Source organism: Stenotrophomonas maltophilia (assembly GCF_003970865.1).
In the GTDB taxonomy this organism is placed as follows: domain Bacteria; phylum Pseudomonadota; class Gammaproteobacteria; order Xanthomonadales; family Xanthomonadaceae; genus Stenotrophomonas; species Stenotrophomonas maltophilia_AR.
In genome coordinates this window covers 1-15,366 of the sequence record NZ_RXLZ01000048.1, presented here as the reverse complement: position 1 = coordinate 15,366, position 15,366 = coordinate 1, and the positions used below count along the sequence as shown (strand labels likewise).

Genomic DNA, 15,366 nt, shown 5'->3' with positions numbered 1-15,366 from the left:
GCCGGCCGCTGGCCGGCAATGTGGGGTGCCGGCCAGCGGTCGGCACTACCCCGGGCCGATCAACCGCAGCTGGCGCGCTCGATGCGGTTCTGCGCATCCACCTGCACGGTCACACGGTCCTGGCGGAAGTCCATGGTCACCGCCATGCCGGGCTTGACCACCCGTGCACCGCGCGCGCCGCTGTCAGCCACCAGCTTCTTGATCGTGGCTTCGTCGGCGGTCTTGCCGGTGAAGGCGTCCAGCGCCTCCGGCCTGCATTCGTGCGCGGCATCGGCCACGGGTGCTGGCGCGGGATCGTGGGAGGTGCTGCTGCCAGCGTGACTGCAGGCGGCCAAGGGCAGGATGGCGAGCAGGACCAGGGGATTGAGGCGCATCGTCGGGCTCCAGGCGTGGATGGTGGCGGCAGTGTCACCGCTGCCGCCGTCAGGCCGCGTCAACGCCTACTGCCGGACCAATGCCAGCGTCTCGCGCTCGCGTTGCTCCTCGCGCACCAGCCGCTGCAGCAGCAGGGCCAGGGTCACCACGTCCTGGTGATTGTGGTCGGCCACCCGGCGCAGGTTCACCGCATCGCCGCCGCGCAGGAAGCGCAGCCATGCGCCCGGCGCTTCAGAACCGGGCAGGTCGTCCTCGCGCACCACGCGCAGCAGCTGGCGTTCGATGGTGGACAGCTTGCAGTTCTCCCACGTGCCGCGATAGCGGCGGCGGGTCGGGTAAAGCAGGTCGACGTGATCCAGTGCGGAGATCGGGCAACGCTGGCGGGCCAGTCGATAGCGTGCCTTCAGCAGCGGCGCATCGTAGCTGCGGCCGTTGTAGCTGCAGAACACGGTGGACGGCTGCAGCCAGGTGGCGAAGGTGGCCAGCATCGCGTCCTCGGCGGCCATCGTCGCCATCAGCAGCTGGCGGATGCGCAGGCCTTCGCCGCGTTGTGGGCACACATGCCAGTCCGCAGCGCCGATCATGAAGGCGCGGGTGCCGGTGCCACCGGCCAGGCCGGTGGTCTCGGTATCGAAGAACAGCAGATCGCGTGCGGCCACGTGCTGGTCTTCGCGCTTGGCGAAGGCCAGTGACAGCGGGGCGGTCGGGATCGGTTGCGGCTGCAGCGATTCGATCAGGAACAGGCCCGGTGCGATTTCCTCGCCGGGTAGCTGACGATCCTGTGCACTGGCGCGCGCCGGCGCGGCTCCACCGCGCGAACGCAGGCCAAGCAGGCGATGCAGGCTGCCCACTTCCGGCCGACGCAACGGTGCGGGTGCCGGTGTGGAGGCCGCAGCGCCGGTCGGCTTGTGGCGGATTTCCTGTTCGACCCAGGCGAACACCGAACGCTCGGCCGGTGGTTGCCGCGCATCGTTGGCGGCCACGGGTGCCGGTGGCGCAGGGGGCACGTCCGGCGCGGCCGGTGTACTCGCCTTCGGGTCGCCGGCCTGCCTGCGCAGCAGGCGCAGCTTGTCCAGGCTCAGGCTCACGGTGCCAGCAGCTCCATCGGATCGCGCGTGGTCACCACCACGTCGGGCACGTGCTGGCAGGCTTCTGCGTCGAACAGGTCGAGCACGCGTAGCGCCAGCGCACGCGGCGAAGTCTCATCTTCTTCCTGTGCAGCCAGCACCGGGCCGACGCAGGCCGGGCAGCCGGCCTTGCAGTCGCAGCGCTGCACCAGTTCGCGCGCGCGCTGCACCAGCTCGGCCTGGCGCAGCCACAGCGGTTCGCTGAGGCCGACGCCGCCGGGGAAGTTGTCGTACAGGTACACGGTGGGCACGAACTCCTGCAGCAGCTCGACAACGCCGGGATCGCCCTCGCTGCCGCGCAGCTGGCCACGGCCGCTCTGGTCGGCGATCGCGAACCAGGGACCATCGCCGTTGCCCACCGACTTCTGCAGGTCGCGCGCATCGGCCATCACCGCCACGGTGGCGACGATGTGCAGCGCGTAGGCTGCGCCAAGGAAGCCATCCAGCGCATCCTGCTTGCTGGCGAAGGCGCGCAGCAGCAGCGCCTGCGGCAGCTGCCACCACACCGCAGTGGTGTGCAGTTCCTGGTCGGGCAGATTCACCGGCCCGTAGCCGATGTTCTCGTGGGTGTAATAGCGGATCTTCTTGTAGCCAGCCACGCGACGCACCACGTGCACTTCGCCATGGTGCGAATCGCCACGGCCGGCCACGCCGCCATCGAAGCGGTCCAGCACCTTGAGCTTGGTGAAGTCGATGCTGTCGGTGTAGTAATCCACATGCGTGCGGGTGACGTAGGCCTTGCGGCCGTCCCAGTCCAGCGTCTCCACCTGGTACGGGGTGGACTGCACCATGTGGATGGCGCCTTCGTACAGGGTGAGCGCGGCGGCGGAATAGTCCACTTCGGCGATGATCTGCTGGCGGCCATCGCTGCGGTCGACCACCACGAAGTTGCCGTCGGCCACCGCGCGCAGGCTGACCGCGTTGGCGGGATAACTGTCGGCGATCCACTCCCAGCGCTCGCCCTCGCGGTGGATCACTTCGGTTTCAGCCAGCGCTTCCAGGAATACTTCCGGGTCGATCGGGCCGAAGCCATCACCGACCCGGAACGGCAGTTCGAAGGCCGCGCAGCGGATATGGTCGAACAGGATCAGCGGCTGGTCCGGCGCGATGCGCGCGTGCTCGGGCGAGGCCTCGGCGAAGAAATCCGGATGCCGCACCACGTACTGGTCCAGCGGTTGCGAGCTGGCCACCATCACCCCCAGCGCGGGCTGCTGGCGGCGGCCGGCGCGGCCGAAGCGCTGCCAGGTGGCGGCCACGCTGCCGGGGTAGCCGTTGAGGATGACCACGTCCAGGCTGCCGATATCCACGCCCAGTTCCAGCGCCGAAGTGCTGACGATGCCGTCGATGTTGCCGGCGCGCATCGCGCGCTCGGTCTCGCGGCGTTCGGTGGGTAGGTAGCCACCGCGGTAGGCGCGGATGCGCGGCGGTTTGCGCGGGTCGTGGTCGAAGATGTCCTTCAGGTACTTGGTCAGCACTTCCACCATCAAACGTGTCTGCGCGAACACCAGGGTCTTCAGCCCGGACTTGATCGCGATGCGTGCGATGCGGTTGCTCTGCGATCGTGCCGAGGCACGCAGGCCGAGGTCCGGATTGATTACCGGCGGGTTCCACAGCAGCACCTGCTTGGGCCCGCTGGGTGCGCCGGATTCGGTGATGGCGGTGACCGGTGCCTCGATCAGCGCTTCGGCATGCGCCTGCGGGTTGCCGATGGTGGCCGAGCACAGGATGAACTGCGGTTGCACACCGTAGAATGCACAGATGCGCTTGAGCCGGCGCAGCACGTTGGTGACGTGGCTGCCGAACACGCCGCGGTAGGTATGCACCTCGTCGATGACGATGTAGCGCAGGTTCTCGAAGAACTGCGCCCACTTGGTGTGATGCGGCAGGATGGCCTGGTGCAGCATGTCCGGGTTGGAGACCACGATGTCGCCATGCAGGCGGATCGCCTGACGCGCATCGCCGGGGGTGTCGCCATCGAAGGTGAAGGCCTTTACGCCCAGGTCGCCGGCGCGGTTGAGTTCCAGCAGCTCGGCCACCTGGTCCTGGGCCAGTGCCTTGGTCGGGAACAGGTACAGCGCCTTGGCCTTGTCCTGCATCGCGGCGCTGACCACCGGCAGGGTGTAGCACAGCGACTTGCCGCTGGCGGTAGGAGTGACGATGGCCACATGCTCGCCGCGCTGGCTGGCCTCCCAGGCTTCGGCCTGATGGCTGTAGAGCTGTTCGATGCCACGTGCCTTCAGCGCGGCGGACAGGGCCGGCGGTACCGAATCGGGAATGGGCGCATAGCGGCCTTCGCGGCCGGGAATGGCGAAGCTGCCGGTGATGCGGTCCTGGTAGCGGCGCTGCAGGCGCGCGCTGAGCAGGGCGCCGTCGCGGGCGGGCAGGCCATCGCGGGTGGCGAGCTTCTGCTCGGCATCGGCGGTGCGCTTGGCGAGTTCGTAAGCCATGAAAGATGGAGCCGGGACGGATTGCGAGGGATCACATGGCACCACACTCACGTCTCAGGATGTGAGACACCGCACGCGGAGGGCGTGAACCGTTCAGTGCTCGCGTCCCGTGGCGTCGCTGCATCTCCCTTGGCTGAACAGCTGCCAGTGCAGCAACGAAATCTGAAGCCGGCATCCGTATCCTTGGGCGCTGGACGCAACCAACAGGGTGGATGGCTGTGGCACGACGTGGAACGCAGGGAGCCCTCCTGGCCGGCATGCTGCTGGCCGGCATCGCGCAGGCGCAGCAGGCCACGCCAGTGGCAGTGCCCGATCCTGCACCGGTTCCCCCTGCCGATGCCCCGGCAGTAGCCACCGCACCGATCTCCACCGCCCTGCCGCAGGACAACGTCACCACCCTCGGCGAAGTGCGTGCGCTCAAGCCGGAAGACGAGCCGCTGGATCTGTACCGCTTCAAGAACCCGGTGAAGTTCGGCGACAACCGCTTCAGCCGCGACTGGAGCGAACCGCCATCGCCGGAGCAGGTCAGCATGGGCGGCGGCTACATCATGATGGGCGTGGTCAAGGGTGTGATGGCGGCGGCCAAGGGGATCAACAAACTCACCGGCGGACCGGCGCAGATCCAGGCCGCGGTGGCGCGGCCACCGCCGGAGCTCAGTGCCGAACAGCGGCAGCGTGCGCTGCGGTTCTCCCAGGAGCAGGATGCCGGTGATGCATCGCAGGTGAAGTAGGCCGGTATATCCTGCCGGCTCCCCATCGGTAGTGCTGCCATGCTCCTGCGTTCGATCTGCCTGCTGGCCGCATTGCTGCCGGCGTCCGCCTTCGCTGCTGGCATCGCGGGCGATGGCGCCTGCCGCAACGGTGCGTTCCCTTCCGAACAGAGCCGGTTCGCGCTGGCGAGGGTCGTCGATGCACCCCGTCTGTACCTGCTTGGCGACATGGACGGCTGCCCGGCCAAGGGCGAACCGGCCTGCCGCCAGCGCAGCTATGTGGTCAACGGCGATACCGTGGTGACCGGGCGTGATCTTGGCCGCTACCGCTGCGCGTTCTTCCCGAACAAGGTGGGTGGCAGTGCCGGCTGGGTGGACCGCAGCAAGCTGCAGGCGTTGCCGGTGGTCGTACCGTCGCTGCGGGACTGGGCGGGCGACTGGAAGGATGGCGACAACGGACTGCGCATCACCGTGCAGGGTGGGCAACTGCATGTGGAGGGGGACGCCTACTGGCCCTCTGCCAATCCCACGCCGGAGCAGCGTCCCTACGGGCCGAACCTGGGCCAGGTGGAAGCGCGCGCCGCGCCGCGTGGTGCCGACGTCGAGTTCGTTGAGGACACCTGCAAGGTGCGCGTGCATTCGCTGGGTGAGGTGCTGATCGTGGCCGACAACAGCGAATGCGGTGGCATGAACGTGCGCTTCAATGGCGTGTACCGGCGTACGGGCAAGCGCTGACCCCGTGGAAAGGCGCCAACCAAGGTTGGCATCTACCAGGGCAACCGGCCAGTAGATCCACGCCATGCGTGGATGCTGCCCGCGATCCAATCGATGCGGTCAGCGCCGCCGTTCCAGCCACCACAGCAGCGATGCGCACAACACGAACGCCAGCCACCACGGCCAGCGTGAGCCCGCCACGGGTTGCATCGCCGACGCGTTTGCCGGCGTACTGGAGGCCAACGCCTGCGTGGTCGCATCGATCATCGCCTGCCGATGCAGCGTCGGTGCATCCTTCGGGTCGAACACATAGCGCCAGACAATGCTGTCGCCATGCTGCAGGCGCTGCCAGCCTGCCTCACGGGGCCACCAGCCGGCGCAGCGCAGCGCCGACGTCGCGCCATCGACGATCAGGGGTACATCGTCGCCACGCTTGTTGAAGGCCTGCAGCGGCGCCTGCACGCCGCACAGCGCCTGCCGTTCACCAGCCCAGCTGATCGGTTTTGGTGACCACAGTGCATCAGCGCTGCCCTGTGCACGCGCCAGGGTGGCCACCACGCTGCTCCAGAGTTCGCCGTGGCGGTCATCGCGCCCGGCCAGCACCCAGCGCCAGCTGTCGGTCAGCGGCAGCTGGCCGATGCGGCCCTTGCCGACCGCGCGCCAGCCGCCGATGGCGTTGCCGGCACGATCGTGCAGCAGCGCGCTGCCGCCCGGCACCTGCAGCGCCAGCGACTCGAGCGCGGGCAGGGCGGCATTGTGCGAGCTGCGGTCGGCCTCTTCGCCGTAGCCGGTCGGCAACGTGCCGGCGGCGAGCGGGCCACGTCGTGCGGCGAGGACCGCGCTTTCGCCATCGCCGGGAAGTTCGAGGGGGCGGCTGCTGCCATCGCCCTGCACTGGCAGGCCCAGATCGCGGAGGCGCTGGCGCGCACTGGCCGAAGGTGCGCCCGCACTGCGCACCAGTACGCCCAGTCCATCGCGCAGCGCCTGGCGCACGGCGGCCAGCTGGCCCGCACTCAATGCCGCCAGGCTGCGCTCGTCCAGCAGCAATAGATCGCTGCGCGTGAGTGATGCTGCATCGATCGCCACCGCGCCATCACCCACGCTGAGTCCGGCCCCGGTATCCGCCTGCACCTGCACACGGATGCCGGCATCGGCTGCCCAGCGGCGCAGGTACTTCAGCTCTGGACCCGGCGCGCTGGCGCGCACCAGCAGGCGCAGCGGTGCGGCCGGCAGGGTCTGCTGCGGCACCGGTACGCTGTCCAGCACATGGCCGTCGGCATCGAGCAGGCGCAGCTGGAACACGCTGCGGCCTTCGGCACGTGCGATGCCACTCAGCTGCACGCGGCCGTCGTCGGCAACCTCCGTGCGATCGACCACGCTGTCGGCCGGGTCGAGCAGTTCTGCTTTCGTCTTGGCCGCGCCACGCGCCTGTGCCTGTACGTCGAAGCGTGCACCGGGGGCGACATCGACCGGTGGTTGCAGTGCGATCCAGCCGCGCGGCTCCGGTGCGGCCTGCCAACGTACATCCGGCGGCAGCACCGCATCGCGGTCACGCGCGGCCAGACCCGCACCGACCAGCGTCAGCGTGGAGGCCGGATGCTGGCGCAGCGCGGTGGCCAGATCGGGAACGCGCTGTGCGCCGGGCACATCGGCAGCTTCCGGCAACAGCAACAGCGGGCCTTCGCTGGCCGGAAGTGCGCCGGCCTTGCCGGCATCGATTCCGAGCACGACCAGCCCGCCTGCGGGTTGCTGGCGGGTGGGCGGCACCAGGCAGAAATACAGCAGCGTGGCGGCGATGATCTGCAGCGCGATCACGCTCCACCGGCGGCCCGGGTGCGCGGTGCTTCCACGCAGGTGGCGCACGCTGGCGATGACCACGACCACAGCGAGTGCCAGCGCAATCCACAGGTTCAGGCTGGAGGTGGTCATGGCTGCGCCTCCAGCGCATCGAGGTAGCGCTGGCCCATCGCATCGGCCGCGTTGCGCCGCATCGCCTGCGGCAGTGGACGCTGCAGCGCCCGCCACAGCTGCGCGCGCAGGCGCTGGTGGCAGGCGCTGCAGTCGGGCTCGATGCGCAGCTGCTCGATGGCCGCGGCCAGATCCAGTGCATCGGGCAGGTAGGCCGCGTTGCGCTGCTGCCAGGCCGCGAGCGCATCGAGATCCGGTGCGCCGTTGTCATCACCGAGGCGTTGCCAGGCTTCAACGATGGCCGGATCCGGCGGAGTGCGCGCGGCCAACAGCAGTTCACGACTGGCCAGTCCGGCGCGATCACCGCCGAGGCGACGGCCTTCATCGATCGGCGGCAGCTCCGGCCCGACCCGGGCCAGATAGATGCGTTCGGCCTGCTGTACCTGCTTGATGAAGCCCAATGCCTTGTAGGCGAAGGGCAATGCCTGCTCCGGTCGGCCCTGGCGCAGCTCGCCTTCGGCCGACCACATCTGGTCCAGCGCGGCCTTCAACGTGGCGCGGGTCTGCGGATCGAGCAGGGTGGCCGCCTCAGCGTGGTCATGGGTGTGTCCGTATTCGGAGAGCACGTCGGTGTCGCTGCCGAACACCGGTGGCGTATCGGCATTGGCCGGTTTGCCGCCGTGATCGTGGCCATGCGCGTCGTGCGCGCCTGCGTCGGCGCCATGGTCGTGATCGTGATCGTCGTCATGGTCGTGGTCGTCTGCGGCCGGCGTATCGCTGGTGGGCAGGTCGCTGGTCGGCGGCGGCTTCGGCGCACCTTCGCTTTCCTCGCCCAGGAACTGGCCGTAGCGCAGGCGCAGGATGCGCTGGTCGACACCAATCGCATCGCTGCGCTTCACGAAGTCCTCGGCGGCCAGGCTGCGTCGCTGCCGGATCAGCGCTTCGGCATCGATGATGATCTGCCGCTGGCTGCGGAAGTACGCAGGCAGGGTCTTCTTGATGCGGCCCTCGAGCTCTGCACCGAGCGCGACTTCAGCGCTGGGCAGGCGCAGGATCACGCTGCTGCTGCGCCCGGTCTGCGGCGTGGGTGCATGGTTGTCGCGCACTTCCAGCTGGGCGATCACATCGTTGCCGGGCTGCGCGCCCAGCGCAGCCAGATCAAGGGTGTGGGCGAAACGTCGCGCGGTGGCTTCGCCGCTGCCGGCAAGCGTGACGCTGCGCTTCACGAAGGTGATGTTCTCACCGCTGCCCTGGGTGGTGGTGATCGACAGCGTTGCCTGTGCCGCGACACCGTAATCATCGCTGGCCTCGAAGCGCAGTGCCCACTGCCGTTGCCCCGGCGTGCCCAGCACCAGACTGGCGGCGGGCTCCAGCACGCGCACGCTGGGTGCACGGTCGGCCACCACATCCAGCCGATGCAGGCGGGTCTCTGCCAGTGCCGGTTCGCTCACCACGCGGTACAGCACCGGCATGCGTGCCACATCCTGCGCCTGCCACTGTCCTTCGTGCTCGCTCAGCGGCAACCGGCGACCATCGTGGAACTGCAGCCATGCCTTGTCCGGTGCGCGATCGAAGCGCAAGGACCAGGACAGCCGGCTGTCGGCGGCAACCTTGGCGTCCAGGGCATTCTGGGTAAGCGTGGCCTGGCCGGTATATGCCGGCGCGTCAATGCGCAGGCGGGTGGACTGCAGGCGCAGCGGGCCCGCGGCAGCCATGCTGCCAGGCGCCGACGTGAGGGCGGGCGCGGAACCGGGGTTCGAACGTGGCCAGCCGACTGCCAGCACAACAATGGCCAGGCCTGTGATCCAGCACAGCGTCAGTGCCCCACGCGGCCAGCGCGGACGCAGCTCCGGCATCGCGCGTTCCAGCGTAACCAGCACATGCGTACGCTGGCGCTGCTGCAGCGGATTGAGCGTGGCGGCATCGGCGAACAGCAGATCGGCACTGTCCTCGCTGGCACCGCTGCCATCGAGCTGGCGCTGCAGCCATTGCCGGTCCAGTTGGCGGGCACGCGCGGTGGCGAAGGCCGCACACACGAGCAGGCTGACCGTGCCGACCACGCAGGCGATATCGAAGCCTGCCAGACGCAGGGCCAGCACCGCCGCGGCCAGCGCCCATGGCAGGCCCAGCAGCAGGGTGATGAGCGCACGGCGGCGGCGTGCGCGTTGCCAGGCGTGCTGCAGGGTGTTCATGCGCCCACCCTGCGCTGGGCACTGCTGGCCATCCAGCGTTCCAGCGCGAACAGCAGCACGATGGCCAGCAACAGCCAAGGCGTCGGCTCTCGCAGCGGCGGTGTTGAAGCAGGCAATACGGTCCGGCGCGGTGCGTGGTCACGTGCATCGCCCAGGCGCGGGGCCGTGGGTGGCTGCAGCGCCAGCAGCAGGGCACGCGGCAACTGCGGATCGCGCAGCGCAGTATTACTGGCGGCGTTCCAGTCGCCCGGCAGCGCCAGCAGAGAGCCGTGGCCGATGCGTTGCTGCCACAGCAGCGGTGCGCCCTCGGCGTCGCGCAGCAGGATGCGGGCGCTGGCAGCAGGCTTGCCGGCGGTTACGATACGACCGCCGTCGCGCAACCACGCCTGCCAGTTTGCTGGCAGTGCATCGTTGCGGCTCCACACGCCGATCTCGCCGCGTTCGGGCAGGGCATCCCCCGCCAAGGGCGAGGGCAGTGCCTGCACGCCCCACGCGCGCTGCAGTGCGTTCAACCAGTGCTGGGCAGTGGCGGATGCCTCGCCGTGTACGCGTAGCCGCGGCAGTGCCGCTGCAGTCTGCGGCGGGGTGACCGGCATCGGCTGCGTGTGCCATCGCACCTCGCGCGACAGCTGCAGGCGGGCGCCATCCAGACCGGGCAGGGGATCGGGAACGTGCACGGTCAACGCGGTGCCCGCGGGCAGCTGCGCGTCCAGTTCACGCAACAGGCTGGGCAGCGACGCGCTGGACGCAGGCGGTGCTTGGTCGATGGCGGGGAAGCCGGGTGCCAGCCAGTGCCAGGTGCGGTCCGCAGCGGTACCACGCAGTGCTGCGGCGTCCAGCCCAGGGGCCACCACCGTCCACGCATCGGGGGCAGGAGCGGGGCCGGTCAACGCCGGTCGTGCCAGCAGCAACGCCAGCGTGGCCAGCAACAGCAGGCGCACCAGCAGCAACGGCCAGTCATCGAAGCGGATGCGTTGGCGCGGCCGGATCTGTGCACGCAGCCAGCGCAGCGCGGCGAAATCCCGCGGCGTATACGGATGGCGCCGGGCGAGGTGGATCAGCAGCGGCAGCAGCCCTGCGGCGAGCGCGGCGAGGCCGAGCGGGAACAGCAGGGTCATGCACCGCCCCCACGGCCGAACAGCGCCTGCAGTGCCTGGTCCAGAGGCTGGTCGAGCCAGCCGGTGGCACTGGCGATGCCACTGGCCTGCAGGCGCGCATGCAATGCGCTGCGTGCATCAGCGAAGCGCTGCAGGTAGTCGGCGCGGATCGCAGCGCCGTCGCCCAGCAGTTCCTCGCCGGTTTCCGGGTCGCGGAAGCGATGGCCGGCGTCGAACGGGAAGTCGCGCTCGTCGGCGGTCAGGATCTGCAGCAGTGCCACTTCGCGGCGCGCGCTGGCCAGTTGTTCCAGCAACACGATGCCGGCGTCGTCGAAGCCGTCGCCGATCGCCAGCAACAGGTCGCCCGGGCGCACGCGCTCCCACAGCGGCCGAAGGCGATCGGCCGCAGGCCAGGCGCCGCGCGCCTGCAAGGCATGCAGTTGCAGATGCACGCGGTCACGCTGGCGTGCGCCGTTCGCCGCGGGGACCAGCTGCAGCCCATCGCCATTGATCGCCAGCAGGCCGAAACGGTCACCCTGCTGCAGGGCCAGTTCAACTACGCAGGCGGCGACGCCACGCATGTGGTCCAGGCGCGTGCGTTGCGGCGACGTGCGGTCGGCCTGGCCGGCCGATGCGGTCGCGTCCAGCAGCAGCCAGATCGTGATCGGGCTCTCGCGTTCGGATTCGCGCACGAAGAAGCGGTCCGAGCGGGCGTACAGCTTCCAGTCGATCTGGCGCAGTTCGTCGCCGGGCTCGTAGGCACGGTACTGGGCGAATTCGAGACCGGCACCGCGGCTGCGGCTGGCGTGCTGGCCGATGCCACTGGCGCCGCTGGCCAGGCGCGGCCGCAACCGCAGCAGGCGCAGGCGCGCACGCAGTTCCGGTGGCAAGGTCAGCGGGGTACCGGCGTTCACGCGTGGATCAACCCGGGAACGGCACGGCCTGCAGGAGGGCGGCGACCACGTCGTCGGCACGCTTCTGCTCGGCCTCGGCGGCGAACGACAGCAGCAGGCGATGGCGCATCACCGGCGCGGCCAGTGCCTGCACATCCTCGCGGGTGGCGGCGAACCGGCCCTGCAGCAGCGCACGTGCTTTCGAGGCGAGCACCAGCGACTGACCCGCACGCGGGCCGGCGCCCCATTTCACCCATTGGTTGATGGCGGCCGGTGCGCCTTCACCTGGCCGGCTGGCACGCACCAGGCGGGTGATCCAGGCCAGCACGTCCGGGCTGACATGCACCTGGCGCACGGCGGCCTGCAGTGCGATCACCGCCTCGGCGTCCATCACCTTCGGCACCGCGTCGGTGGCACCGCCGGTGGTCTGTTCCAGGATCTGCCGCTCTTCGTCTTCGCTCGGGTAATCCACCAGAACGTGCAGCAGGAAACGATCCAGCTGCGCTTCCGGCAGCGGGTAGGTGCCGGCCTGCTCGATCGGGTTCTGCGTGGCCAGCACGAAGAACGGCGCGGGCAGCGCGTAGGTGGTGCCCGCGTAGCTGACCGTGCGCTCCTGCATCGCTTCCAGCAGTGCGGCCTGGGTCTTGGGCGGGGTACGGTTGAGTTCGTCGGCCAGCAGCAGGTTGGTGAAGATCGGGCCTTGCTGGAAGCGGAAATGGCGATGGCCGGTGCCGTGGTCTTCCTCCAGCAGCTCGGTGCCGAGGATGTCGCTGGGCATCAGGTCCGGGGTGAACTGCACGCGCCGGAACTGCAGTTCCAGTGCCTGGCCGAGCGAGCGCACCAGCAGGGTCTTGCCGAGCCCGGGGGCGCCTTCCAGCAGGCAGTGGCCGCCGGCCAGCAGTCCGATCAGCAGCTGCTCGACCACGGTGTTCTGGCCCACCACTGCGCGTGCGAGCGCGGCGCGCAGCTCTTCCAAGCGCGGCAGCAGGGAATCGAGGTCGGGGGAGGTCATGGGCGTGCAGGTCCTATCAATTGTTCAACGCGTACATCACGATGTTGACGCCGAAGCGGGTGTTGTCTTCGGCCAGGAAGCGCTTGTTGCGCCAGTCGTAATCCCACTCGCAGCCGTAGTCCTTGTTGCTGTAGAGCAAGCCCAGGCGGCCATCGACCTCGATGCCTTTCAGGTAGTCGTGCACCAGATCGTCGCCCCAACCGTTGAGTTCGAAGCTGGTGGCAGGCGGGCCATCCGGGAAGTGGAAGAAGCTGCGGTACAGCGCGTGGCTGTTGGGCAGCTTCTGCAATGCCTTCGGGCCGAACAGGCGACCCATCTGCGCTTCGAACGAGGTAGCGAACAGGCCATCGATGTCGTGGTTGCAGTCGTCGACGAAGACGAAGCCGCCATTGCGCACATAGCGCACGAAGTTCTGCCGCTCGGCGGCGTTGAACTCCACCAGCGTGTGCCCGGCCAGGTAGCAGAACGGCGCTTCCAGCATGCGCGGGTCGGCCAGCGCCACCACGTGCTCCTGCGGGTCCACGCGCAGCGAGGTGTAGTCGATCAGCGAGGTGATCAGGTTGGACGGCATGCGCGCGTCTACGTCCCAGTCACCGGAGTCGTACTGCAGGCGGGTGAACCAGAAGTCGTAGCGCGAACTGCGCGGGCCCCCCTGCGCGAAGGCCGGCAGCGCCGCCGCCGAAGCGGCAGCGGCCAACCAGCGCAGGCAGGCCCGGCGATCCATCAGACCGCGTCGGACAGCGAGGTGAAGGTGAAATCGCGCAGCTTCATCGGCGGGATCATCATCACGTAGCTGGATTCATCACCGGCCACGCGCACCGGCTTGCCCAGCTCTTCGATGTTGTTGAGCATGATCACCGGCGATTCGTTGAAGCGGAAGTTCTTCACCGGGTGCTTGATCTGGCCGTTCTCGATGTAGAAGGTGCCGTCGCGGGTGAGGCCGGTCAGCAGCACGGTCTGCGGGTCGACCATGCGGATGTACCAGGTGCGGGTGACCAGGATGCCCTTCTGGGTGCCGCGCACCAGTTCGGCGGTGCTCTTGTCACCGCCGCTCATCAGCAGGTTGCCCGGCGTTGCCTTGGCGGTCTTGCCCTGCTTCTGCGCCCAGAAGCGCGAGTAGTCGAGGTTGGCGATCTTGCCGTTCTCGATGATGGCGATGCGTTCGCGCGGCATGCCTTCGCTGTCCCACGGCAGCACCGGTGCATCCGGATGCCACGGGTCGGCAATCATGGTCACGCGCGGGTCGTAGACCTGCTCGCCCAGCTTGTTGCCGCCGCCCTTCTTCGACAGGAAGCTGCGGCCTTCATCGGCCGAGCGTGCGCTGAAGAAGTTCATCATGAAGCTGATCAGGCCCGCGGCTGCGGCCGGTTCCAGGATCACCGTGTACTTGCCCGGCTCCAGCGCCTTGGCTTCGGCCGATTCAGTGGCCTTGCGCATGGCGATGCGGATGTCCTGGTCGGCCTTGAAGTCGGCGGCATCCTTCAGGTTGCGGCCGACCCAGCCCGAACCGCGGCCATCTTCGGTACGCACGGTGCAGGTGTAGTCGAAGTTGGTGGTGCGCTGGTAGGCGAAGTTGCCATTGCTGTTGGCGGTGGCCTGGAAGCCCTGGCCGTCCTCGAGGAAGCCGGCGGCGATCAGGCCGTGGCCACGGCACGGGGCGATCGAATCGGCGGCGACCTTGGCGCGGAAGGCCGGATCGATGGCAGCGGTGGATTCGCTGAAGGTCGGGCTGGCACGGTAGCTCTGCTTGCCGATGGCCGGCATGAACTCCGGGTTCTCGGGGGCCAGCCTGGCCAGGTCTTCGGCACGGCGCACCACGCGCTCCAGCGCGGCGTCGTCGAACTCGTTGATCGAGGCGGTGCCGACGCGCTTGCCGAAGGCGACGGTGACTGCCAGCTCGGTGTTGTCGACGATGCCGCTGGTGGAGACATTGTTCAGTGCGAAACGGATGTTGCCGCTGATTGCGCCGGCCAGCACGGCGGTGCATTCGTCGGCCTTGGACAGGGCGATGACCTTGTCGAGGATGGCCTTGGCCTGGGCTTCGGTGAAGATACTCATGGTGTAAGGGCTCCTGACCGATCAGCCGAGGCTGCGTGCGGTGTTGATGACGTTGATGCCGTTGAAGCGCGCGGTGGACGAACCGTGCGAGACCGCCGAGACCTGGCCCGGCTGGCCCTTGCCGTCGAAGAACGAACCGCCCAGGCGGTAGTCACTCTCATCGGCCACGGCGGTGCAGGCGTTCCAGAACTCCGGCGTGCGGATCTGGTAGGCCACGTCTTCCAGCATGCGGGTGATCTGGCCGTTCTTGATCTCGTAGAACAGCTGGCCGCCGAACTGCGCGTTGTAGCGCTGCTGGTCGATCGAGAACGAACCGTCGCCGATGATGTAGATGCCGTTCTCCACGTCCTTGATCAGGTCCGGCACGCTCAGTGGCTTTTTGCCCGGTGCCATCGACACGTTGGCCATGCGCTGGAACTGCACGCTGGACCACGAGTCGGCGTAGCAGCAGCCGTCGGACTCGGTCTTGCCGAGGATGTGGGCCTGGTCGCGGATGGTCTGGTAATCCACCAGCTTGCCGTTGCTGATCAGGTCCCAGCGCTTGCACTTCACGCCTTCATCGTCGTACGCCACCGCGCCGAGACTGCCCGGCTGGGTCTTGTCGGCGAAGATGTTGACCAGCTCGCTGCCGTACTGGAAATGCTGTTCGCGCTTGTCCAAGGTGGCGAAGCTGGTGCCGGCGTAGTTGGCTTCGTAGCCAAGCACACGGTCCAGCTCCAGCGGGTGGCCGATCGACTCGTGGATGGTCAGCCAGGTGTGCGACGGGTCGAGCACCAGATCGTACTTGCCCGGCTTCACCGACGGTGCCTTCAGCTTTTCCTGTGCCTGCTTGG

At 68.5% G+C, this 15,366-nt stretch carries 13 protein-coding genes; 2 read left to right on the top strand and 11 right to left on the bottom strand.

From position 1 onward, the window contains the following. Nucleotides 1-59 precede the first annotated feature (59 nt). The 3 genes from EKL94_RS15670 to EKL94_RS15660 all read right to left on the bottom strand — a co-directional run bounded on the left by EKL94_RS15670 (nt 60) and on the right by EKL94_RS15660 (nt 3,949). Complete coding sequence (locus EKL94_RS15670) at nt 60-374, bottom strand: I78 family peptidase inhibitor (RefSeq protein ID WP_097048134.1); 315 nt, start codon at nt 372-374, stop codon at nt 60-62. Nucleotides 375-440: 66 nt separating this feature from the next. Next, nucleotides 441-1,463, bottom strand: coding sequence for a ribonuclease H-like domain-containing protein (locus EKL94_RS15665; protein WP_126929790.1), 1,023 nt, complete (start codon nt 1,461-1,463; stop codon nt 441-443). Then, nucleotides 1,460-3,949, bottom strand: coding sequence for a DEAD/DEAH box helicase (locus EKL94_RS15660; protein ID WP_126929789.1), 2,490 nt, complete (start codon nt 3,947-3,949; stop codon nt 1,460-1,462). The genes EKL94_RS15665 and EKL94_RS15660 overlap by 4 nt, the downstream gene beginning before the upstream one ends. 212 nt (nt 3,950-4,161) lie before the next feature. On the opposite strand from EKL94_RS15660, the gene EKL94_RS15655 reads away from it, so the two are divergent. Together EKL94_RS15655 and EKL94_RS15650 are read left to right on the top strand one after the other, a co-directional pair. Next, the gene (locus EKL94_RS15655) at nt 4,162-4,680 is read left to right on the top strand and encodes a hypothetical protein (protein WP_126929788.1); all 519 of its coding nucleotides are present in this window, start codon (nt 4,162-4,164) and stop codon (nt 4,678-4,680) included. A gap of 39 nt (nt 4,681-4,719) precedes the next feature. Continuing rightward, nucleotides 4,720-5,394, top strand: coding sequence for a hypothetical protein (locus tag EKL94_RS15650; protein WP_126929787.1), 675 nt, complete (start codon nt 4,720-4,722; stop codon nt 5,392-5,394). A gap of 99 nt (nt 5,395-5,493) precedes the next feature. Here the strand turns inward: EKL94_RS15650 and EKL94_RS15645 are convergent, their stop codons facing one another. The 8 genes from EKL94_RS15645 to EKL94_RS15610 all read right to left on the bottom strand — a co-directional run. Next, nucleotides 5,494-7,302, bottom strand: a complete 1,809-nt coding sequence (locus tag EKL94_RS15645) for an amino acid adenylation domain-containing protein (RefSeq protein WP_126929786.1) — start codon at nt 7,300-7,302, stop codon at nt 5,494-5,496. After that, nucleotides 7,299-9,473: a hypothetical protein gene (locus tag EKL94_RS15640; protein ID WP_126929785.1), complete on the bottom strand. Its 2,175-nt coding sequence runs from the start codon at nt 9,471-9,473 to the stop codon at nt 7,299-7,301. The genes EKL94_RS15645 and EKL94_RS15640 overlap by 4 nt, the downstream gene beginning before the upstream one ends. Next, nucleotides 9,470-10,591 carry a BatA domain-containing protein gene (locus EKL94_RS15635; protein ID WP_126929784.1) on the bottom strand — a complete coding sequence of 374 codons (1,122 nt, stop codon included), beginning with the start codon at nt 10,589-10,591 and terminating at the stop codon, nt 9,470-9,472. Before EKL94_RS15635 ends, EKL94_RS15640 begins: the two co-directional genes overlap by 4 nt. Then, nucleotides 10,588-11,484, bottom strand: coding sequence for a DUF58 domain-containing protein (locus EKL94_RS15630; RefSeq protein ID WP_126929783.1), 897 nt, complete (start codon nt 11,482-11,484; stop codon nt 10,588-10,590). The genes EKL94_RS15635 and EKL94_RS15630 overlap by 4 nt, the downstream gene beginning before the upstream one ends. Nucleotides 11,485-11,491: 7 nt before the next feature. Continuing rightward, nucleotides 11,492-12,475: an AAA family ATPase gene (locus tag EKL94_RS15625; protein WP_126929782.1), complete on the bottom strand. Its 984-nt coding sequence runs from the start codon at nt 12,473-12,475 to the stop codon at nt 11,492-11,494. Nucleotides 12,476-12,491: 16 nt separating this feature from the next. After that, the gene (locus tag EKL94_RS15620; RefSeq protein ID WP_126929781.1) at nt 12,492-13,199 is read right to left on the bottom strand and encodes a DUF4159 domain-containing protein; all 708 of its coding nucleotides are present in this window, start codon (nt 13,197-13,199) and stop codon (nt 12,492-12,494) included. Next, nucleotides 13,199-14,533, bottom strand: coding sequence for a TldD/PmbA family protein (locus tag EKL94_RS15615; RefSeq protein WP_126929780.1), 1,335 nt, complete (start codon nt 14,531-14,533; stop codon nt 13,199-13,201). Before EKL94_RS15615 ends, EKL94_RS15620 begins: the two co-directional genes overlap by 1 nt. A 21-nt stretch (nt 14,534-14,554) precedes the next feature. After that, nucleotides 14,555-15,366 (bottom strand): TldD/PmbA family protein (locus tag EKL94_RS15610; RefSeq protein ID WP_148105809.1); only part of this gene is annotated, 812 nt, incomplete at its 5' end.